General features: G+C 60.2%; 19 protein-coding genes. 8 read left to right on the top strand and 11 right to left on the bottom strand.

Going from position 1 to position 20,167, the window contains the following annotated elements:
- Nucleotides 1–96 precede the first annotated feature (96 nt).
- Complete coding sequence (gene sepH / locus QZ540_RS05595; RefSeq protein WP_294628316.1) at nucleotides 97–1,275, bottom strand: septation protein SepH; 1,179 nt, start codon at nucleotides 1,273–1,275, stop codon at nucleotides 97–99.
- Between the two features lie 326 nt (nucleotides 1,276–1,601).
- On the opposite strand from sepH, the gene QZ540_RS05590 reads away from it, so the two are divergent.
- From QZ540_RS05590 to QZ540_RS05570, 5 genes are all read left to right on the top strand, one after another.
- Complete coding sequence (locus QZ540_RS05590; protein WP_005506382.1) at nucleotides 1,602–1,901, top strand: DUF4193 domain-containing protein; 300 nt, start codon at nucleotides 1,602–1,604, stop codon at nucleotides 1,899–1,901.
- 273 nt (nucleotides 1,902–2,174) lie between these two features.
- Entirely contained in the window at nucleotides 2,175–2,621 is a 447-nt protein-coding gene (gene dut, locus QZ540_RS05585; RefSeq protein ID WP_049354821.1) for a dUTP diphosphatase, read from the top strand.
- A gap of 77 nt (nucleotides 2,622–2,698) precedes the next feature.
- On the top strand, nucleotides 2,699–3,490 hold the full coding sequence (locus QZ540_RS05580; protein WP_070593494.1) for a DUF3710 domain-containing protein: 792 nt from the start codon (nucleotides 2,699–2,701) through the stop codon (nucleotides 3,488–3,490).
- Entirely contained in the window at nucleotides 3,490–4,029 is a 540-nt protein-coding gene (locus tag QZ540_RS05575) for an asparaginase (RefSeq protein WP_294628315.1), read from the top strand. The genes QZ540_RS05580 and QZ540_RS05575 overlap by 1 nt, the downstream gene beginning before the upstream one ends.
- The gene (locus QZ540_RS05570) at nucleotides 4,019–4,816 is read left to right on the top strand and encodes a DUF3159 domain-containing protein (RefSeq protein WP_294628314.1); all 798 of its coding nucleotides are present in this window, start codon (nucleotides 4,019–4,021) and stop codon (nucleotides 4,814–4,816) included. The genes QZ540_RS05575 and QZ540_RS05570 overlap by 11 nt, the downstream gene beginning before the upstream one ends.
- A 101-nt stretch (nucleotides 4,817–4,917) precedes the next feature.
- Here QZ540_RS05570 and QZ540_RS05565 read toward each other — a convergent pair whose 3' ends face one another.
- Nucleotides 4,918–5,571 carry a TrkA family potassium uptake protein gene (locus tag QZ540_RS05565; RefSeq protein WP_070593496.1) on the bottom strand — a complete coding sequence of 218 codons (654 nt, stop codon included), beginning with the start codon at nucleotides 5,569–5,571 and terminating at the stop codon, nucleotides 4,918–4,920.
- Entirely contained in the window at nucleotides 5,572–6,462 is an 891-nt protein-coding gene (locus tag QZ540_RS05560; RefSeq protein WP_294628313.1) for a TrkA family potassium uptake protein, read from the bottom strand.
- A gap of 193 nt (nucleotides 6,463–6,655) precedes the next feature.
- On the opposite strand from QZ540_RS05560, the gene QZ540_RS05555 reads away from it, so the two are divergent.
- The 3 genes from QZ540_RS05555 to dxs all read left to right on the top strand — a co-directional run bounded on the left by QZ540_RS05555 (nucleotide 6,656) and on the right by dxs (nucleotide 12,956).
- On the top strand, nucleotides 6,656–8,809 hold the full coding sequence (locus tag QZ540_RS05555) for an APC family permease (protein WP_294628312.1): 2,154 nt from the start codon (nucleotides 6,656–6,658) through the stop codon (nucleotides 8,807–8,809).
- Nucleotides 8,810–9,003: 194 nt separating this feature from the next.
- Nucleotides 9,004–10,668, top strand: a complete 1,665-nt coding sequence (locus tag QZ540_RS05550) for a class I SAM-dependent RNA methyltransferase (RefSeq protein ID WP_294628311.1) — start codon at nucleotides 9,004–9,006, stop codon at nucleotides 10,666–10,668.
- Nucleotides 10,669–10,883: 215 nt separating this feature from the next.
- Nucleotides 10,884–12,956: a 1-deoxy-D-xylulose-5-phosphate synthase gene (gene dxs / locus QZ540_RS05545; protein ID WP_294628310.1), complete on the top strand. Its 2,073-nt coding sequence runs from the start codon at nucleotides 10,884–10,886 to the stop codon at nucleotides 12,954–12,956.
- A gap of 154 nt (nucleotides 12,957–13,110) precedes the next feature.
- On the opposite strand, the gene QZ540_RS05540 is transcribed toward dxs, so the two are convergent.
- The 8 genes from QZ540_RS05540 to QZ540_RS05505 all read right to left on the bottom strand — a co-directional run bounded on the left by QZ540_RS05540 (nucleotide 13,111) and on the right by QZ540_RS05505 (nucleotide 19,641).
- On the bottom strand, nucleotides 13,111–13,647 hold the full coding sequence (locus QZ540_RS05540) for a Rieske (2Fe-2S) protein (RefSeq protein WP_294628309.1): 537 nt from the start codon (nucleotides 13,645–13,647) through the stop codon (nucleotides 13,111–13,113).
- 174 nt (nucleotides 13,648–13,821) lie between these two features.
- Entirely contained in the window at nucleotides 13,822–15,087 is a 1,266-nt protein-coding gene (locus QZ540_RS05535; RefSeq protein ID WP_294628308.1) for an HRDC domain-containing protein, read from the bottom strand.
- Between the two features lie 225 nt (nucleotides 15,088–15,312).
- Entirely contained in the window at nucleotides 15,313–15,777 is a 465-nt protein-coding gene (gene msrB / locus QZ540_RS05530) for a peptide-methionine (R)-S-oxide reductase MsrB (protein ID WP_294628318.1), read from the bottom strand.
- An 87-nt stretch (nucleotides 15,778–15,864) separates the two neighbouring features.
- On the bottom strand, nucleotides 15,865–16,365 hold the full coding sequence (ybaK, locus tag QZ540_RS05525; RefSeq protein ID WP_070616652.1) for a Cys-tRNA(Pro) deacylase: 501 nt from the start codon (nucleotides 16,363–16,365) through the stop codon (nucleotides 15,865–15,867).
- A 149-nt stretch (nucleotides 16,366–16,514) separates the two neighbouring features.
- Entirely contained in the window at nucleotides 16,515–17,219 is a 705-nt protein-coding gene (locus tag QZ540_RS05520; protein ID WP_294628307.1) for a DUF6318 family protein, read from the bottom strand.
- An 85-nt stretch (nucleotides 17,220–17,304) separates the two neighbouring features.
- Entirely contained in the window at nucleotides 17,305–18,015 is a 711-nt protein-coding gene (locus tag QZ540_RS05515) for a DUF6318 family protein (protein ID WP_294628306.1), read from the bottom strand.
- A 48-nt stretch (nucleotides 18,016–18,063) separates the two neighbouring features.
- On the bottom strand, nucleotides 18,064–18,792 hold the full coding sequence (locus QZ540_RS05510) for a DUF6318 family protein (protein ID WP_294628305.1): 729 nt from the start codon (nucleotides 18,790–18,792) through the stop codon (nucleotides 18,064–18,066).
- Nucleotides 18,793–18,978: 186 nt separating this feature from the next.
- Nucleotides 18,979–19,641 carry a hypothetical protein gene (locus QZ540_RS05505; protein WP_294628304.1) on the bottom strand — a complete coding sequence of 221 codons (663 nt, stop codon included), beginning with the start codon at nucleotides 19,639–19,641 and terminating at the stop codon, nucleotides 18,979–18,981.
- Nucleotides 19,642–20,167: the final 526 nt, after the last annotated feature.

Genomic DNA, 20,167 nt, shown 5'->3' with positions numbered 1-20,167 from the left:
CCGGATCACTCCTGGCAGCAACGGAGAAAAACTCCAGGAAGTGTTTCCCAGCGGTTTTCTGTATGTCTAAATACCCTTGCGCGGGCGGGCGGTCGCTTACTTGCGGCTACCGAAGATGATGTCGTCCCATGCCGGAACGCTTACGCGCTGCTTCTTCGAGGAGGAGGGCTTGGGCTTCTCCTCGGCGGGTGCCTCAGCAGTCTCTGCGGCGGGTGCGTGTTCGCTGTAGTCTTCCGGTGCCGGATGCGCCGCGGGGGTGTGTGCGGCGGGTGCGCCGGTCAGCGGGCCTCGAGCAACTGCAGACTCGGCGGGAGCCTCAGCGGCGGGTGCTGCGGGGGTTGCAGGTTCTGCAACGGGTGCTGCGGGAGCCTCGGGCGCCTCAGCCGCAGGAGCTTCCGCGGGAGCCTCAGCCTTCGGAGCCTCTGCAGGCGCAGCCGGTGCTACAGGCTCAGCGGGCTGTGCGGACTCGCGGTGCACGAACACCTCGGGCTCCTCAACCTGTGCGGGGCGCACGGAGCGGGCACGCTCCAGGAGCTCCTTGAGCTTACGCTCATCAGCGCTCTCAGAGGAAGTAATGGGTGCCGGTGCGGGCTCGGGTGCCTTCGGCAGGCGGGCGGGAGGAACCTCCACGGGAGCCTTCTTCGCAGCGGCGGCAACAGCGTCCTCACTATTGCCCATCAGGAAGTACGCCGCCTCATTCGAAGCGTACAGGCCCTGGTTCGCGGGGTTGTACACCCAGCGTGCGGGGAAGACGACCTGCGCGGGCAGGTTCTGACGCACCGAATCCTTCAGCGCAATATCAACCTCAACGCGCCACTGGCCGTTCTCCTGCTGGCGGGTGGTCCAGTCCTGGGTTGCGTCCTCAAAACCGTAACGCTCGGAAACTTCCTCAATGCGGGCGCTCAGGGTCACCGGAATCTGTGCGGTACCCGAAGCGGAGCTGCGGCGACCAATCTTCACACTCTGAGCGGCACGAATAATGTGGGCACGCTCGGCAACGATCGGCCACTCGTAGCGGCGCACGCGTTCCGGTTCCCAACCGGACTCTTCAGCGATTTCCTCAACGGAGGCACCCTGACGGAAACGGGTCTGAATATCGCGCGGGCCGTAGGTGCCCTTAGCGCCCAGACCGCGGGCGGGCTGAATACGGCGAGCCTTGGTGATGCTCGTGCGCAGGTTCGCGTCAATCGGCAGCAAGAAGCGGGTGCCGTCAGCAGACTCAAGCACCAGATTTTCGCCGTCATCGTGAACGCCAATCAGACGCAGTTCAAGCATGAGAACCTCCATAGGTGAACCGGACGCGTTCGTGAATGTGTTGCACGGAACGCAAACTACCTTCCAGGGTACCGTGAAAGCGCGGTAAATCAGTAGCGGAGGCGGGATTTTCCCCAAAAAAAGATGTACTTTTCGCACCGAAAAAGCTAGAATGTGACGCCAAAACAGTCCAAAGCCTACCCAGGATTAGACAAATAGGGTGCCAATGGTGAACAATACCTGGCATGCCGTCGGGGTTAAATCCCCACCAGCGGCACCTAGAGCACTCATTAAACCAGCGTGGCCCAGTTCAACACACAGCCACAGAACCAACGGAGCGTGAAAGTTTGGCAACTGATTACGATGCACCTCGCAAGCAGGACGAAGAGCAGAACGAAGAGTCCTACGAGGAGCTGAACGCCCGCCGTTCCGAGATGCAGTCCGGTGCGGTGGACGAAGACGAGAACAGCGCAGCTGAGAGCTTCGAGCTGCCGGGTGCTGACCTGTCTAACGAAGAGCTGAACGTTGTTGTTCTGCCCGCTCAGGACGACGAGTTCACCTGCGCATCTTGCTTCCTGGTGCGTCACCGCTCGCAGATCGCACGCGAAGAGGGCGGCCTGTCCTACTGCATCGAGTGCGAGGGCTAAAACTTTAGGGAAGGGCTAACACCCACCCGACATACTCCTCATGACGGGGCGAGTGCCGAGTGCACCCGCCCCGTTGAGTATGTGAAAGCCTCGCACACACAAACGGCGCCGCGTTTGCCCCCCGGCTATCCCTCGGCACAGCAACCCGCGGCACGCGCTGACCGCGAACACGCACCCCAAACACCCCGCAGTAGAGCCTCAACACAGCGCGAGGTGCCTCAACACAGCGCGAGGTAATGGCACAGACACCCGCGAAAGGTTAGAGTATTGACCATGATGACCCCCGTAAACGTCCACATTAAGCTGCTCGACCCCGAGCTGCCCGCACCCGCCTACGCAAAGCCCGGCGACGCCGGCGCTGACCTGCGCTCCCGCATCGACTTCGAGCTGGAGCCGGGCGAACGCGCCCTCGTCCCCACCGGCGTGGCAATCGCCCTGCCCGAAGGTTACGTTGGTCTGGTGCACCCGCGCTCCGGCCTGGCGACCAAGAACGGCATCACCATTGTGAACGCGCCCGGCACCGTTGATTCCGGCTACCGCGGCGAGCTGATGGTCACCCTGCTCAACACTGACAAGACCAAGTCCTTCCATGTGCAGCGCGGCGACCGCATCGCCCAGCTGATCATTCAGAAGTACGAGCACGCAACCTTTACCGTGGTGGATGAACTGGATCAGACCGAACGCGGCTCCAGCGGCTTCGGTTCCAGCGGAATCCACTAGTCTGCTCTCACCGCGAAAACCGCACGAGAGAAGAGAAGAAACCCCCGCACCTTGCGTGCGGTGAAAGTAGGAATACCATGTTCGGATTTGGTAAGAAGAAGCGCGCCGAGGAGGCTGAAAAGGCCGCCATCGACAAGGCTGTCGCCGAAGAGGTCGAAGAGACCAACGTCGAGGTTGAGGAGCTGAAGGAAGAGGAGAACTCTCCCGAGGTCATTAAGTACGACCGCGTCAACGGCCCGCACGACATTGAAGAAGTCACCGCCGAAGACCTCGAGGACTACGTCGACCTGGGTGCGCTGCGCATCAAGCTGCTCGACGGCATGAACCTGCGCCTCGAGACCGACGACGCAACCGGTGCCGTCATCGCCGCAACCATCACCCGCGACGGCGCAACCCTGCAGGTGCAGGCATTCGCCGCACCGCGTACCACCGGCATCTGGGACGATATCCGTCACGACCTGACCGAGTCCGTCGCTTCCCAGGGCGGCAACGTCGAAATCTACGCCGGCGTGTTCGGTGCCGAGATGCTGACCCGCCTGCCCGCCTTCACCCCGGACGGTCAGCCCGGCGAGCGCATCGCCCGTTTCGTGGGTGTGGACGGCCCCCGCTGGTTCCTGCGCGGCGTGATTTCCGGTGCGGCTGTGCTCGGTGACGACAAGGCAGCCGCCTCGGTGGAGGAAGTTTTCCGCACCGTTGTGGTGGACCGTGGCGACGACCCGCGCCCGCCGCGCGAACTGCTGCCCATGACTCTGCCCGCCGACCTGGTTGTGGCTGAGGAAGAGCCCGCCGTGGAAGAAGAGACCGAGAACGAGCACAGCAAGCTGCGCCCGATGCCTCGCCGCGGCCCTGAGATTACCGAGATTGGCTAATGCCTGAGTTCTCGAACTACCCGAGTGCGCTCGCGGTGCCGGAGGAGCAGATTCTTGCTCCCGGGTACCCCGAGCGCTTTCGCGTACGCCTTGCCGGACGCGTGGAGCAGGTGTGGCTGCCTGCGCTGCAGGATAAGCCGATGTACCGTGCCGAGCTGGTGGTGGCGAAGTCGAAGCCTCTGCAGTGGTCGAGCCCGTTGGCGCTGATTGGCATGCCGATTGTGGAGCCGCCCGGTGAGGATTTCGAGGAGGAGTCCGAGGAGTCCGAGAAGCAGCACCACCTGAACACGGCATCTTTGGCGACCGTGGCGGTGCAGGATTCGCATGAGGTGTCGTTCCCGCCGTACGCGCCGTTCAACCCGGGGGACCGGATTCTGCTGAAGTGGCAGGGGCAGCGGATGGTACCGGGCGTGCTTGCCGGTGCGCTGTTGCGCTGTTCCGGTGTGGTGTCGGTGAGGGCGCATCAGCCGGTGATTTACAACCCGCGCTATGAGATTGTGCCGCAATTCTTTGCTGAGAAGGGAAAATATGAGCGCTGAGCAGTCTTCGACCCAGCCCGACCCGAACGCTAACCCCGCAGCTGATTCTGCGCGGGAAGGGAACCAGTTCGCGCAGAGCCTGAGCGCCTCCATGGGTGCGAATATGCGCCGCACCGCCAACGGCGATGTGGATATTCTGCACGCTATCGGCGGCTGGCGCGGCCTGGTGGAATCCTCCCTGCCCGCTGTGGCGTTCCTGGTGTTGTTCACCGTGACGAAGGAACTGAACCTGTCCCTGATTGCTGCGCTGGCTGCGGCGGGCGTGTTCACGCTGGTCCGTCTGGTGCAGGGCTCTAAGCTAGTGAGTGCGCTGACCGGTCTGGTGGGCGTGGCGATTTGTGCCTTTGCGGCGTACCGTACCGGTAACGCGAGCGACTACTTTGTGGTCGGTTTCTGGACGAACGGCGTGTACATTCTGGCGTATCTGCTGTCGATGCTGGTGCGTTGGCCGCTGATGGGTCTGATTTTCGCGGTGATTCGTGGCGAGGCGCTGAGCTGGCGTCAGAACCCGGTGCGTCTGCGCCAGTACATGCTGGCGACCTGGATTATTACCGTGCTGATGATGCTGCGCCTCGCCGTGCAGGTGCCCCTGTACTTTGCGAATAATGTGGAGGCGCTGGGCGCCACCCGCCTGGTGATGGGCCTGCCGCTGTACGCTTTGGGCGTGTGGCTGGCGTGGCGTGTGTCGGCTCCGGAGGAGGCGCTGGTGAGTGAGGATTCTGAAGATGCTGAAGCTACCGAATCCGCTGAAGGCGCTGATAGCGCTGAGGGTTCTGAGAACCGCTAAGGCGCAGCCCACAACTTCATAAAGGCCTTCTAGAAGGTAGACGAAAGCCCCGGTACCCGTAACCGGGGCTTTCGCCTACCCAAAAACTTACATATAAACGCTTACGCGAACAGCGCGCGAATCTGATCCTCACCGGCAATGGTCGTGATGAAGAACAGCTCGTCGCCGCCCTCGATCGCCACGTCGGCGCTGGGCGGAATCGGGGCGCCGTCACGCAGAATGGCGGTGAGCACCGTATCGACGGGCCACTGCACGTGGTCCACGCGGTAACCGATGACGGGGTGGTCGTCGGGCACGGTGTATTCGGCGAGGGTCGCGCCGCCTGCCTGCAGGGTCAGTAGGCGCACCACGTCGCCGACTTCCACGGCTTCCTCAACGAGGGCGGTCATCAGACGCGGGGTGGACACGGCAACGTCCACGCCCCAGGAGTCGTCGAAGAGCCATTCGTTACGCGGGTTGTTCACGCGTGCCACGGTGCGCGGCACACCGAATTCGCTGCGCACCAGCAGGGAGACCATCAGGTTTGCCTTGTCGTCACCGGTTGCGGCAACGACCACGTCCGCCTTGTTCGGGTGCACCTGGCGCAGTACGGACAGCTCGCAGGCGTCACCAATATGCCAGCGCACGCCGGGCAGGTCGGCGCGCTTTTTGGCTTCGGGCTTGGAGTCGATGATGGTCACGTCGTGGCCGTTCATCATGAGTTCTTTAGCGATGGAGGCACCCACGGAGCCGGCACCAACAATGAGGACCTTCACTTACTTCTCACCTTTCGAGGAGTCACGATGGCGGCCGATGAGTTCGAGGGGGTCGGGCAGCTCCGGGGGAGTGTCGCCGAGGTGGAATTCGTGCTCGACAACGGGGGTTTCGTTGTGCTCCTGCTTGGGGGTGATTGTCACGCCGGATTCGGCGGGCTTCTTCGGAGCGTGGGGGTGCTTGCGGTGACCGGTTGCGGGGGCGTAGTCCGCTTCCATTTCTTCGTCGTCGACGCGCGGCGGGCGGGAGAGAATGCGGGTTACGTCCGCAACGTCGTCGGTGCGCATCATCACGTGCACGCTATCGCCCTGCTGGTAGGCGGAATCGGGGCGGGGGAGCATGCCCTCACCAAAGCGGGTGATGTAGGCGATGCGCACCCCGGCGGCACGTTCGATGCTGGTCAGTGCGTGGCCTGCCCAGCCGTCGTCGAGCGGAATTTCGGTGAGCATGAGGCGACCCGAGGGTTCACGGAAGTCGCCCTTGAGCGCCTGCTCGGGCAGCAGGCGGCGTAGCACCTGGTCGGTGGACCAGCGCACCGACGCCACCGTGGGAATACCCATGCGCTGGAAGAACTCGGCACGGTTCGGGTCGTACACACGCGCCACAACGTTTTTGACCTTGAACATTTCGCGGGCGACGCGGGCGGCAATAATGTTCGAGTTATCGCCCGACGAGACGGCGGCAAAAGCGTACGCCTCGGTAATGCCGGCACGCTTGAGGGTGTCCTCATCGAAGCCAACACCGGTGACCAGGCGGCCCTCAAAGCCCTTACGTAGTGGCTGGAAAGCGCGTTCGTCCTGGTCAATGACGGCGACCGTATGCCCTGAAGCTTCCAGAGTGCGCGCCAGCATGACGCCCACGCGTCCGGCACCCATAATGACGAAGTGAGGCATACATCCCTCCGAGTGTTGATGTTTTATGGCGATAAGGCATGACCGCCTACCTCTACCAGTGTAATGGGCGGGTGAGCCTCCGCGCCGATGCCCCGTGATATTCCGCTCGCAATGCCCACTATTCGGCTGAATAAAATTGAGCTTTGAAGCCGCGACCGATAGCCTTAACAGCGTGAGGAATCGTTGGGATAGGATGCGCATCGCCCTGACCGGTCAGCCGGTCAGCACGCGAAATCTTTCGGCAGTCGCGCTGCCGAAGCGCTACGCCCTGCCTCTTTTCGGTGCCGACGGCATCTCTTCGGTTGCCTACGCCGCCGACCAGATGATTTTGACCCTTGCCGCCGCGGGTGCGTCTGCGCTCGCTTTTTCGCCCTGGATTGGTTTGGGCGTGGCGATGGTGGGTCTGCTGGTCATTGGTACGTACCGCTACAACATTAATCAGATTGCTTCTGAGGGCGATATTCAGCTGGTGCACCGCAAACTGGGTGCGCTGCCGTCGATTGTGATGGGTGCTTCGTCGCTGATGGACTATACGCTCACGGTGGCGGTGTCGATGTCTTCGGCGTCCTCGTTTTTGGTGGCGTTGTATCCGCAGATTCAGGATTGGCGCACGCACATTGCGGTGTTGCTCATTGTTGCGCTGACGTTGTTTGCGTTGCGTGGCGTGCAGCTGCTGGGCAAGATTGCGTACTGGCCGCTGTATGTTTTCTTGGCGCTGTTGGGAGCGACCCTCATTGTGGGTTGGATTCGTGCCGCGACGGGTACCTTGCCGTTGGCTGAATCGGCGACCTACGTGATTGCCCCCGAGCTCGAGACCCACTCGCTGGAGGGTCTGGCGCTGATGCTGCTTCTGGCGCGTTCTTTCTCCGCCGGCTTGGTGGCGTTCTCGGGTGTTTCTACGATTTCTAATTCGGTGAAGTATTTCCGCCGCCCGAAGAAATATAACGCGGCGGTCACCATGATGCTGATGGGCCTGATTACCTCGGTCCTGCTGGTGAGCCTGCTCGGTTTTGCGGCGGCAACCCGCGTTCACATGGTGCACGATACGACCCGTTTCTTGTTCATTGACGGGCACACGCCGGGGGAGTATTTCCACCAGAAGCCTGCGCTGTACCAGGTGGCGTTGGCGATTTATCAGGGTGTGCCGTTCTTTGCGCAGCTGCTGGTGTTTGCCACGGTGGGCGTGCTGATTATTGCCTCGCTGACCGCGTTTACGGGCTTCCCGGTGATTGCTTCGTCGCTGGCTGATTACCAGTATCTGCCGGTGTTCTTCCGCAGCGTGGATTCGCGCGGCCTGTACGCGAACGGTGTGCTGGCACTGTCTGCGATTTCGATTTTCCTCACCACCGTTTTCAACTCGGACGTGTATTCGCTGATTCAGCTGTACATCGTGGGCATGTGCCTGTCCATGGTGCTGGTGCAGCTGGCGGTGGTGCGCTACCGCATGCGCCTGCTGCGCATCACCCTGGCGCAGATGCCGCGCCGCGCCCTGCTGCGCGATATTGCGGTCTCTGCGGTGGGCGTGATGGTGACCGCCGCGGTGCTGGTCATCGTCGTGGTGACGAAGTTCGCCGCCGGCGCGTGGCTCTCCCTTGGAATGATTGCCCTGATGGTTGGAGGTATGGTTGTGACTCGCCGCCACTACGATGCGGTGGATGCCGCCCTGGACATCCCCCTGAACGCTGAATCCGTTGCGGATGTGGCGGCCCTGCCTTCGCGTGTGCACGCCATCGTGTATGTGGAGCGTGTGCGCCGCCCGGCGGTTCGCGCTCTATCCTATGCGCGTGCCGGTCGCCCCTCCACGATTGAGGCGCTGACGGTCAACAACGACCGCGCCGCCCTGGAAGTCGTGAAGAAGCGCTGGTATGCCCTCGGTATTCCGGTGCCTCTGTCTGTGATTGATTCGCCGTACCGTGACACCGTGGAGGCGGTCGTCTCGTATATTCGCCGCCGCCGCAAGAAGTCGCCCCGCGATATTTTGGTGGTGTACCTGCCCGAGTTTGTGGTGGAGCACTGGTGGCAGCGTCTTCTGCACCGCCGCACGGTGCGCCGCCTCAAGCAGGCGCTGTTGCACGAACCGGGCGTGATGACCGCGACCGTGCCCTGGGCGATGCACGAGGACGAAGTGTACGACGAAATCTTTGACCAGCGCCTGCAAGGTAAAGAAACTGCCAACGATTCGACCGCTGAGTCTGCGGCTGATACCGAGGGATATACGGCGGCAGTCGCCCCGAACGTAACCCGTTCAGCCGGTGGCGGCCGCGAACTGATTCAGAGCAACCGCCATGCCGTGTACCGCGGTCGCCTGCACGAGGCGGATGCCGTGGCGCGTGAGAAGAAGCGCTAGCGACTGACCTAACGGCCGACCTAGTGGTTGACCGGTACCTGAACCCTCGTACAGCCCGTACAACCCCTCGAATAGCGCCTGGACTTTGCCCTTTATGCCCTATTCGGTGCCCCCTGCGGGGCGTCGGAATCGGAGTAAAGGTACAAACCGGTATAAAATAATTCACATTAAGTGATTCTTTAGGAGACAATGCTGTGACTCACCCTGCTACCACGCCTGCCGCCTCCAACAACGTAGACGGATACAGCGTCGGGCAGACCCTCACCGTCACCTGTGAGGCACCCGCGCACGGCGGCGCTTTCGTAGCGCGCACCGAACAGGGCGTCATCTTTGTGCGTCACGGCATCGTCGGCGAACAGGCTGAAGTGCGCATCACCGCAATCGGCCCCAAGCGCCGCTTCTACTTCGCGGATGTTATCTCCGTACCCGTACCCTCCCTGGCGCGCCGCCCTCACCCCTGGATTCAGGCGGATGCGCTCGCCACCGAAGAGGAACGCGCGGCAGCCACCGGCGTACCCGAACTGCTCGGCGGCATGGAGTACGGCCACATCAACCTGGATGAGCAGCGACGCTACAAGACCGATATTGTTCGCACCCAAATCAACCGCCTGGGCGGCCTGCCCCTCGAATCGCCGCTGCTGACCAACCTCATGGTTGAAGAGCTGCCCCTGCGCGATAACAACGAGGGCCTGTCTTGGCGTACCCGCGTGCGTTACACCGTGACCAAGGTCCGCGCGCACGATAGCGAAGAGAAGAACAGCGAGCAGAAGAACGGCGGGCAGAACGGCGGCAAGAAGAGCCCCGCCGTCACCTGGCGCGTCGGCATGCACCCGTACCGTGCCTCCCAGCCCGTACCGGTCGTCGACTTTCCCCTTGTCGCACCCGAACTGCGCAACCTGCAGCTCGAGGAGCTGAACCTGCGCGGCGTGCGTGAGGTTGAGGCGACCGTCTCCTCCCGCGGCAGGGTCCTACTGCAGTTCATCGTCGACCCGCGCTTCTCCATCGAAGAGGTCGCCAAGGACATCGAACAGCAGGCAGCCGACGCCTGGGGACTGCTCGCTAAGCGCAAGATCTCGCTGTTCTTCACCCCGCAGTCCACCTCCAACGGCAAGCCCAAGCGCCGCCGCCCCGGCTCCTCCCATAGCCCCTACCGCCGCGTACCCGAAGGCGACCAGCTGCTCGGCGCAGGCCTGCGCTCCGTCACCGAAGAAGTTACCTTCGGCTCCCGCCGCTTCAGCTACCAGGTGTCCGCCGGCGGCTTCTGGCAGATTCACCGCGCCGCCCCCTCTACCATGGTCGGCACCATGCTCACCATGCTCCGCCCGCAGGAAGGCGAATGCACCCTCGACCTGTACGCCGGCGCGGGCCTGTTCACCGCCGCGCTCGCGGACGCCGTGGGCGCAACGGGTACCGTGGTCAGCATTGAGGGCTCCCCGGTGACCCATAAGGATGCCCGTTCGAACTTCGCGCCGGATGGTTGCTCCCGCACCGAGAACTCGGCGAACACCCGCATTGAGGTGATTCGCGGCGACGTGGCGCGCCACCTGGTCGATTTGAAGACCGCCCTTGAGTTTGGTGAAATCCCCGCCATTGATGCGGTGGTCCTTGACCCGTCCCGTGAGGGCGCAAACCGAACCACCCTGGAACGCCTGGATGCGCTGGACCCCAAGCGTATTCTGTACGTGGCTTGCGACCCAGCATCCCTGGGTCGTGACACCGGTATTTTGCGTGAGCTGGGTTGGGATATGGTGCAGCTTCGGGCGTTTGATATGTACCCGAATACGCATCACGTGGAGTCTGTGGCGCTGTTTGAGCGTGCCCCGGCGAAGCCTCGTCCGCGCCGCCGCCGCACCAAGTAGCGCAGCACTAGCCGTACGTAGATAACCACCGTGTTGGGCGGGTTGGGCTGTTCACCAGCTAGCCCACTAGGGGTTATTTCAGACCGTTTTCGCTCAACCCGGTGCGTCTTGCTCTGCGGGCGTATAAATCTGCTTTTTGGCACCGTAAACGGTAGAATCATTGAAGAACCAACGCACGGAATGAGCCGTGCCCCGACCTTGAGGAGTGTGGGTGTATGTCCGCTGAAAACGCATTGCCGCAGGAGGAGACCCCGAATAGCGTCGCCGGTGGCGCACCCACCGCAGACTACAGCATTGGCGACGGTGCCACTGCCAAGTTGCTCCCCGGCATTCAGTCCCCGTCGGATCTGCAGAACCTCAGCTACGAGCAGCTGGAGGAGCTCTCTAAGGAAATCCGCCAGTTCATCGTGACGAATGTGTCGGCGACCGGCGGTCACCTGGGCCCGAACCTGGGCGTTGTGGAGCTGACCCTCGGCATTCACCGTGTTTTTGAATCTCCCAAGGACAACATTCTTTTCGATACCGGCCACCAGTCGTATGTGCATAAGCTGGTGACCGGCCGTCATGCGTTTAAGACTCTGCGTCAGAAGGGTGGCCTGTCGGGTTACCCGGATCGCGGCGAGTCTGAGCATGACATTATTGCCTCGTCGCATGCTTCCAGCTCGATTTCGTGGGCTGACGGTATTTCGCGTGCGCACAAGCTCAACGGTGAAGATGACCGCTACACCGTGGTCCTCATTGGTGACGGCGCGCTGACCGGTGGCATGGCGTGGGAGGCTGTGAACAATATTGCTGCCGACCGCACCCGCAAGGTCGTGATTGTGGTCAACGATAACGGCCGCTCCTACGCGCCGACTATTGGCGGTTTCGCGAACCAGCTTTCTGAGCTGAAGCACGGTGTGCAGCAGCAGGTGGATCGCGTGCGCCTCGACCACCGCTATGACCACGCCCTGGATGCGGTGCGCATCGGTCTGCAGCGCGGCGGCCCGGTTGGTCAGATGGTGTACCGCGGCCTGCACGGCATGAAGGCGGGCATTAAGGACGTCGTCGTACCCAAGGGCATTTTTGAAGACCTGGGCATGAAGTACGTGGGCCCCATTGACGGCCACGACCAGCAGGCTGTGGAGAACGCACTGACCGCGGCGAAGAACTACGCCGGCCCGGTGATTGTGCACGCCATTACCGAGAAGGGCCACGGCTACGCACCCGCCCGCGCGAACGAAGACGACCAGTTCCACGCGGTGGGCCAGATTGACCCGCTGACCGGTGAGGACGTTTCGACCAGCACCTCCGAGTCATGGACCGGCGTCTTTGGTAGCGAAATTGCGGATATTGCCGACGAGCAGGAGAACGTCGTCGGCATTACCGGCGCGATGCTCATTCCCGTGGGTCTGCGCGAATTCCAGAAGCGCCACCCCGAGCGCGTTATTGACGTGGGTATCGCTGAGCAGCACGCCGTGGCAATGAGCGCCGGCCTGGCGTACGGCGGCATGCACCCGGTGGTTGCCCTCTACGCAACCTTCCTGAACCGCGGCTTTGACCAGCTGCTTATGGATGTTGCCCTGCACAAGGCGGGCGTGACCGTGGTGCTGGACCGCTCCGGTATTACCGGCCCGGACGGTGCGAGCCACCACGGCATGTGGGATTTGGCGATGCTGCAGTTCATTCCCGGTCTGCACCTGGCGGCCCCGCGTGATGGTGCGACCCTGCGCGAAGAACTGCGTGAGGCTGTAGCTATTAACGATGCACCGACCGTGATTCGTTACCCGAAGGGTTCTGTGGGCGAGGATATTCCCGCCCTGGAGCGCCGCAGCGACGGCGTGGATGTGCTCGCCCGCACCGGTGAGCCTCACCCGGAGACCGGCCAGCGTGACGTGCTGTTCGTTGCCGTGGGCGCTATGGCTCGCGTGGCGCTGGAAGCCTCCAAGGTGCTTGCCGCCGAGGGTATCCAGTCGACCGTGGTTGACCCGCGCTGGGTGATGCCGGTGCCGCCTTCGGTCGTGGAACTGGCGCGTGACCACCGCATTGTGGTGACCATTGAGGACGGCGTGCGTTCCGGCGGTGTGGGTTCGCGCATCCGCCAGGAAATGCGTGCGGCAGGCGTAGATACCGCGCTGAGCGAGCTGGGTCTTCCTGCGGAGTTCATTCCCCACGCTTCTCGTGAAGAGATCCTGGAAGAGGTCGGCCTGACCGCGGAAACCATTATCGCGGATCTGCGTGCGCAGCTGGCTGGCGATAAGGTTCCGTTCGCTCGTGAAGAGGGCCAGAAACCGCGCCACACCCGCTAGCGGTCGTACCTGATACGTGCCCGCTAGAGCTTGCCTCAGTAGCGGTTATAGACAGCAAGAAGCCCCGCCCATCGATTCGGATGGGCGGAGCTTTGCTGTACGTAGATTCTGCTGTATGGAGGTCTTGCTGTAGGTAGCTTCTGAGCCGCCGGTTTTAGGAGTTACCGGTGCCGCTAACGAAAATCTTGCCGCCCTTCACCTGCACCGGGTAGCTGGTCAGCGCCTCCTCCGCGGGGCCGTGCACGACCGAACCGTCAGCTACGGCGTACTCGGAGCCGTGGCAGGGGCACACGATGCGGTTGGAGTCCTGCACCTGCACCTGGCAGCCCTGGTGGGTGCAGACGGTGCTGAACGCCTTGTACTCGCCCGAAGAGGGCTGAGAGACGATAATGGTCGTGGAGCCGTGGGTCAGCTTAGCCGCCTTGCCAACGCCCACAGCGGAGGCGGAACCCACCTCGACGGTGCCTTCGGGTGCGGTGACAGCGCCGTCACCTTCGGCGCAGGAAGCGAGCAACGCACCGGATGCTACGGCGCCGGTGATAAGGGTTGCGCGGCGGGAGAAGACGCGTGCAGAAGATTCAGTTTCTGCGGTATCGACTGCGGTGTTAACGGCGGCGTCGACTGCAGCGGATTCAGTAGCGGGGGAGGCGCACGCCTCCTGAGAACGGCTGCATCCGTTGGGTGCGGGCATGGTGGGTCCTTTCGTGTACTCTCTCCACCCTATGCCCGTTTGGGATAAAAATCGAATGAGAGCAGGCTAAGCTTTGTTCCCGCCTGACCCCGCGAATAGAACAAAATGCCGGTTGGGCGGTCGCATCAGCAACACACCCAACCGGCACACACATCTATTCAGCGTTAGAGAAACCTACCCCAGGTGGCTGGCAAAAATCGGCGCAATCACCGGGGCAACCAGACCCGTCTGCCAGGGGCGCGCACCGTACTCGGCGAGCGCATCCCGCAGGGTCTGCTCGTCGAAACGAGCCGGCGGCTCCCAGCAGAGGCGGCGAACATAATCGGTCGTGATCAGGTTCTGCGCCGGAATGGTCAGCTTCTCCGAGAGCTCATCAATTGCCTGACGAACCTCGGTGAACAGCGCCAGATTCTCGGGGCGCTTAGACTCCCACGCCTTCAACGGCGGCGGGGCAGTCGACGGCAACGTGAACGGTACAGCGTTCTCACCGCGTGCCGCCGCGGCAATAGCACGCACCCAGCGCGGACCCTCACGACGCAGGCCACGCGTCTGAAAACCGGGAATCGCCATGATAGCGGGCACGTTACGCGGCATGGTGCGTGCCGCCTCCACAATCGCAGAATCGGGCAGCAGACGCTTCGCGTCAACGTCCTTCTTACGCGCCAGCGAATCACGCTCAAGCCACAGGTTACGCAACGCCGTCAGCTGCTTGACCGAACGCAGCATCGTGCGGCCCTTCGTCTTACGCCAACGCTCCGGCTGATCCGTAGGATCCTTCACCGGGGACTTGCACAGGTACTCGAACTCCTCCAGGGCGTACTGCAGCTTACCCTGCTTGCGGAGCAGCTCCTCCAGCGCGTCACGCAAATCAATGAGCACGTCAACGTCCAGCAGAGCATAGTTCAGCCAGGACTCCGGCAGGGGGCGGCGCGACCAGTCTTCCTTCGAGTGCTTCTTCGCCAGCTTGTAGCCGAGCAGCTCCTCAACGGTCGCACCCAGATTCACGCGTTCCAGACCGGCAAGACGCGCACCCAGCTCCGTATCAAACAGACGGTTTGGGCGCATACCGAGCATATCCAAGCTCGGGAAATCCTGAATCGCGGCGTGAATAACCCACTCAGCATCCGCCAGAGCATCGTTAATAATGCGCAAATCCTTGAACGCCTCAGGGTCAATCAGGTACAGCTGTTCCTCACGCTTGAGCTGCACCAAAAAAGCACGCGAACCGTAGCGGATGCCCTGCGCGCGCTCCGTATCAACAGCCACCGGGCCGGACGCCGCCGCCAATTGCTCAGCAGCACGACGCAGACCGCTCTCCGTATTGATAAGGGTCGGAATCGGTGCGGAAGGGGTCTCCAGAGGAACAACGTCCGGAACTTCGATACCGTTAAGGGTCAGCTGAGGGGTGCCTGCGGCATTCTGTTCAGCTGCGGTACTCATGCACTCAATCCTTTTCCTCTGTCTGATTCGACGCGCCCATACGATGCGTCAGATGCCCGGGCAGGCGTACGCCCGAACAAACACAAGCCCGGGCGGGGTGGCGTGCCCGCGAAGGCACTACGCCATTCTACCCGCCCGAGCTTAAAGCCTCGAATTTAGAGAGACTCACAATAAGGGGTTCACCGGCGTGCCCGCGAGGGGTCTTGCCGGGGTTTGTTCGGCGGCTTACGCCTTGTCAGCCGGGGCATCACCAGGCTGTGCTTTATCAGCCGCGGCTTCACTAGCCGGGGTCAGCGTCAGACACACCGAATTAATGCAATACCGCAAATCCGTGGGAGTCGGGTAGCCCTCACCCTCAAACACGTGACCCAGGTGCGAATCGCAGGCGGCGCAACGCACCTCCACACGGCGCATACCGAACGTCGTGTCCTCCAAGTAACGCACACGGTCCTCAGCCAGCGGCGCGAAAAACGACGGCCAACCACAATGCGAATCGAACTTCTGATCGGAACGGAACAGCTCCGTACCGCAGGCACGGCAAGAATACACACCCTCCGTGTGGGTGTTCCAGTACTCGCCCGTGAACGCGCGCTCGGTGCCGCCCTCACGCAGAACAGCGTACTCTTCAGGCTTGAGCACTTCACGCCAGTTCTTGGCGATAGCACCCACGCCGGGTAGCGAATTGCCCATCATGACTCCTTCAGTTTGCTCTCATGCCCAGGCTCTTACGACATATGTAACGCCGCGGCCGGGCGGATTATTCCCACTGAGCGCGGACTAAGCGCGGATGTCAGCGTACTTGCCGTTGGTGAGCTTCAGCAGGTCGTCCGGAGCGAGTTCAACATCCAGGCCGCGCTTACCGCCAGAAACCATGATCGTGTCAAAAAGCTGCGCAGACTCATCGAGCAGAGTGGGGGAGGGAGTCTTCTGACCCAGCGGGGAGATGCCGCCGACCACGTAGCCGGTGCGGCGTTCGGCGACCTTCGGGTCGCACATGGAGGCGTTCTTCCAGCCGAGGGCAGCGGCGGCAGCCTTAATGTTCAGCTTGCCAGAGACCGGCACGATTGCGACGGCGAAATCCTTCTCGTGCACGATCAGCAGGGTCTTGAACACCTGCTCCTCGGAGGCGCCGAGGTTCTTCGCGGCCTCTTCACCGAAGGAAGTGACGCCCTCAACGTGCTCGTATTCACGCATCTGGAAGGGGGTGTTCGTCTCGGTCAGCAGTGCTACGGCGGCGGTTGCTGCGCCGCTCTTCTTACCTTTAGTTTTCTTAGCCATAGACACCATTTTACGGAAGACGCCATGCGCCGATACCTATGCGCCGAGAAGCCACATGTGTTTCGAAAAGCCACAACAATGGTGGCTTCTCGAAACACATGTGGCTTTTCAACGGTTATGGGACTATTTCATGAAATAGATTCGCCGGCTTAGACGTAATTGATGATTTCCCACTTTTCGCTGTTGTGCTTCATCTCGAAAGTGAAGGTGTCATCGGGTTTATCGTTATTGGTCCAGGCTTCCCAAATCCCTGTATTTTCAACGTGAACTACTCGGGTCCATTCACGATATATTCTCCAGAAATATGTTTCTCCGTCATCTGACCAGGGGTCGCCCTCAGGTAGCCACTGATCAATACCGTCAATAACCCAGCCGCCGCTTCGGTAAAGATTTTCAGTATCCTCATATTCGGAAAGTTCACGTTCGAAGTTCGGCGAAATGAATTCTCGTGCCTTTGAATAATCCCCAGTTTGGATACCGTAGTTTCCCCACTGAGCCCATGCATCAAGTGTTTTACGCATGCCTTCTACAGATTTTTCGTTGTAGCCTTCTTCGGGGAGGCTGGGCTTCGGTACGTTTTGTGCGTTGCCGTATTTGTCGGCTTTGCGGTATTCGCCGTCGGGGGCTTTGGACCTGCCGGAGTATCCGCGGATAGTAGACGGAGTGGCACTCGCCGAGGGTGACTCAGCTGCTGTAGTAGATGCCGAGGCGGTTTCGCTCGGCGCTGCGGTCGAGGATGCTGAAGCGCCCGCTTCGTTAGTAGCTTGCTGACCGCAGGCTACGAGCAGGGCACCAAGACCCATGAGCGTACCGCCGTTCAGCATTGCGCGGCGGGTCAAAATAACGGAAGTCATGGAATTCTAATCCTAGTATCGGTGTGGTGTGTGAATAGGGGGCTGGTTAGAAACCGGAAATTAGCCAGCAGTAAATCTTCTGATGTTATACCTCGAAGTCGCTGCCAGAAATTTTCCAATATCCTTCAGAGTACGTATACAACAAGTAGAAAGAGTCATTGGTGGTATCTGTATTGGCCTCCATTTCAAGATGGCCGTCAGGATTTACATACGTAACAGTCGACCATAGAATGCTGAACTTCATTCGATAATTCTTTTTCTGGTCATCGTAAATCAGAGAGCTTTCAGCCTGGTAAGACTCCAAACCTCCGATAATCCATCCTCCACGTTCGTAGAGCGATTCCGTATAGTTGTATGAATTATATTCATCGGTATCTTTCATGACATATTTGAAAGCATACGAACAATCGCCAGTCTGAATTCCATAATTGTGTGCAACCAGCCAGTCCTGCATCATCTTCATGAGTCCTTCTTCGGTCTCAGGGTACTGAGCGGGCTCATTGCGAGGCTTGGGGACGTTCTGTGCAGGGCCGTAGCCATCTGCCTTGCGGTACTCGCCATCGGGGGCTTTGGAATTGCCTGAATATCCGCGAGTTACGACAGGCTTCGGGGTGGTTGAGGCTGAAGCGGATGCAGACTCAGACGCTACAGCCGAAGCCGACTCGCTCGGCGCGGCAGTTGCGGTGGCTGCCGCCTCATTATTTGCCTGCTGGCCGCATGCCGCAAGCAGGGTGCTGAAACCCAGAAGAGCGCCGCTGCTCAGCATTGCGCGGCGGGTCAAAATAACGGAAGTCATGGAAGTGTATTCCTCGTATTGGTGTGGTGTGTGAATTGAAGAAAAAGGCTATTTCTCGTTTTGCAATTCTTCTTCCGTCTTACTGCCGGCAATCTTCCAATAGCCGTCAGAGTATGTAAAAAGGAAATAGAAAGTATCGTCACTGGTGTCAGTATTAGCCTGCATATCAAGGTGACCATTAGACTCCACGTACATGACAGTGCTCCAGAACCGGCGATGCAGCATACGGTACTTTTTCTTGTCCTCATCGTAGAGGAGTGGACCTTCTGGCTGGTAGCTGTCTAGACCGTCAACGGTCCACCCGCCGTTCTGGTAAAGATCCTCAATGAACTGATAGAACCCGTATTCTTCAGACTCTTCCGTGACGTATTTGAACGCATAAGAGCAGTCGCCTGTCTGAATGGCGTAGTTATGGGAGACAAGCCAATCCTTCATCATGCGGTAGAGGCCCTGCGTAGTTTCGGGGTACTGCTGTGGCTCTGCTTTCGGAAGAGGAACATTCTGTGCCGGCCCGTAGCCGTCTGCCTTTCGGTACTCACCATCCGGGGCTTTGGAATTTCCCGAATATCCGCGAGTTACGACAGGCTTCGGGGTGGTTGAGGCCGAAGCGGACGCAGAATCAGATGCTACGGCCGAGGCGGTTTCGCTCGGCGCGGCGGATGCGGTGGTTGCCGCCTCGTTATTTGCCTGCTGGCCGCATGCCGCAAGCAGGGCACTAAGACCCATGAGTGTGCCGCCGCTTAACAGTGCGCGGCGGGTCAAAAGAGTGGAAGTCATGGAAACGTATTCCTCGTATCGGTGTGAAGTGTGAATAGGTGGCTGGCTATAAACCGGAAGACTAACCAGCCGAAGGGAAGAACCCGATAGCCGAGAAGCCACATGTGTTTCGAAAAGCCATAAACAAAGTGGCTTCTCGGCGAACATGTGGCTTCTCAGCGTAAGACCCACGGCGGGGGAGCAGCCCTACATGTCGGGCCAGTCGCGGTGCAACGAATACTCAGTATCCCCGTCACCGTTATCATTCAGATGCCAGCGCTGGCCGGTACGAATATCAGCCTTGCGCAGGCGCGGGTTCGGGTTATCCTTCTTACCCATCGTGGGATCATTCTTGCAGCCCCAACGAGTGTCGTCATAGCTGCAGTCACCGGCTACGCGGCCCACATCAACCCACCACACACGAATCAGCAGCGGGTCAACAGTATCCTTCGTCAGTACGACGTCCAGTGCATGCCAGGCGCCACCGTTCACACGGAAACGGCCAGAATATGACACCGTTGCGTAGGCGTGGAAGTTGCCTGACCGCTGATAAGCGTAGCTAGTCGCGGTCTTGCGTGATTCTTCGCCACGTGCCCTGCTGACCGGCTTGCCCATGGTGTAGAAGCTGCCCTCGTCACCGTTGCCATACTGAATGGTCATCTGCGTGGGGTAGGACTCCATCTCCACATGTCCAATCATGAGGTCGCCTTCCCAACGTGCAGTCGGTGCGTCGACGTAGAAGTTAACGGCCTGGTTCTTATAGACGTTGGGGTTGTCGTTACCCTGGCCGGTGCCAAGGTTGTAGGACTGCTTCAACACAGGAGCCTGGATATCGGTTTTAGCGAACTGGTCCTCAACTTCTTGGAGCATTTCTTCAATGGTGGGACCCTTAGGTTGTGCAGGATCGTTGGAGGTGAGGGTTTTAGCGTCATTAGGTTTACAGAACTTTGACAGTTCAACCCCGCCCCCTCTTTTTAACGTCTGCACAGCCATTCCATCTTCTAGTGCATATTCCGTGTATTCTTGTTTTCCAGGACGATAATCTTCCGTATAGCATGTATTATTTCCGTCAAGCGGCGCATAGTAATTAACACCACCACTGTCTTTGTTGACCTTGTGGGTTTGACGTATTTCATCAATCCAGTCTTGGTATGAGCCTGCAGCTACTTCTGCATGCTGATCAGTATTTGACTCTGCTTTGTTTTGACCTTTTTGATCACCTGTACCAGAGTTGCCTCGACGAGATGAAGCTTTTCCAGGCACCTTTACACAATGGCCATTTGAATTTTCAATTGTGCAGTTGACTTATATCGTTATTCTCGTAGACGTTATGAAAGCAAAGCTGAGTATGTTGAAGATGGTGGTTTCGATGAAAACCCTACTCTAAGTCACGTAA

Origin of the sequence: uncultured Rothia sp. (assembly GCF_916049665.1) — a bacterium.
Lineage (GTDB): Bacteria > Actinomycetota > Actinomycetes > Actinomycetales > Micrococcaceae > Rothia.
Note: the sequence above shows the minus strand (reverse complement) of the source record. Positions and strands in the feature narration are given on the sequence as shown.

What these genes read in the sequence shown, in the direction of transcription:
- sepH (WP_294628316.1), bottom strand. Translation starts at nt 1,275, where the DNA reads ATGCTTGAACTGCGTCTGATTGGCGTTCACGATGACGGCGAAAATCTG.
- dut (WP_049354821.1), top strand. Translation starts at nt 2,175, where the DNA reads ATGATGACCCCCGTAAACGTCCACATTAAGCTGCTCGACCCCGAGCTG.
- QZ540_RS05580 (WP_070593494.1), top strand. Translation starts at nt 2,699, where the DNA reads ATGTTCGGATTTGGTAAGAAGAAGCGCGCCGAGGAGGCTGAAAAGGCC.
- QZ540_RS05575 (WP_294628315.1), top strand. Translation starts at nt 3,490, where the DNA reads ATGCCTGAGTTCTCGAACTACCCGAGTGCGCTCGCGGTGCCGGAGGAG.
- QZ540_RS05570 (WP_294628314.1), top strand. Translation starts at nt 4,019, where the DNA reads ATGAGCGCTGAGCAGTCTTCGACCCAGCCCGACCCGAACGCTAACCCC.
- QZ540_RS05560 (WP_294628313.1), bottom strand. Translation starts at nt 6,462, where the DNA reads ATGCCTCACTTCGTCATTATGGGTGCCGGACGCGTGGGCGTCATGCTG.
- QZ540_RS05555 (WP_294628312.1), top strand. Translation starts at nt 6,656, where the DNA reads ATGCGCATCGCCCTGACCGGTCAGCCGGTCAGCACGCGAAATCTTTCG.
- dxs (WP_294628310.1), top strand. Translation starts at nt 10,884, where the DNA reads ATGTCCGCTGAAAACGCATTGCCGCAGGAGGAGACCCCGAATAGCGTC.
- QZ540_RS05540 (WP_294628309.1), bottom strand. Translation starts at nt 13,647, where the DNA reads ATGCCCGCACCCAACGGATGCAGCCGTTCTCAGGAGGCGTGCGCCTCC.
- QZ540_RS05535 (WP_294628308.1), bottom strand. Translation starts at nt 15,087, where the DNA reads ATGAGTACCGCAGCTGAACAGAATGCCGCAGGCACCCCTCAGCTGACC.
- msrB (WP_294628318.1), bottom strand. Translation starts at nt 15,777, where the DNA reads ATGGGCAATTCGCTACCCGGCGTGGGTGCTATCGCCAAGAACTGGCGT.
- ybaK (WP_070616652.1), bottom strand. Translation starts at nt 16,365, where the DNA reads ATGGCTAAGAAAACTAAAGGTAAGAAGAGCGGCGCAGCAACCGCCGCC.
- QZ540_RS05520 (WP_294628307.1), bottom strand. Translation starts at nt 17,219, where the DNA reads ATGACTTCCGTTATTTTGACCCGCCGCGCAATGCTGAACGGCGGTACG.
- QZ540_RS05515 (WP_294628306.1), bottom strand. Translation starts at nt 18,015, where the DNA reads ATGACTTCCGTTATTTTGACCCGCCGCGCAATGCTGAGCAGCGGCGCT.
- QZ540_RS05510 (WP_294628305.1), bottom strand. Translation starts at nt 18,792, where the DNA reads ATGACTTCCACTCTTTTGACCCGCCGCGCACTGTTAAGCGGCGGCACA.
- QZ540_RS05505 (WP_294628304.1), bottom strand. Translation starts at nt 19,641, where the DNA reads ATGCTCCAAGAAGTTGAGGACCAGTTCGCTAAAACCGATATCCAGGCT.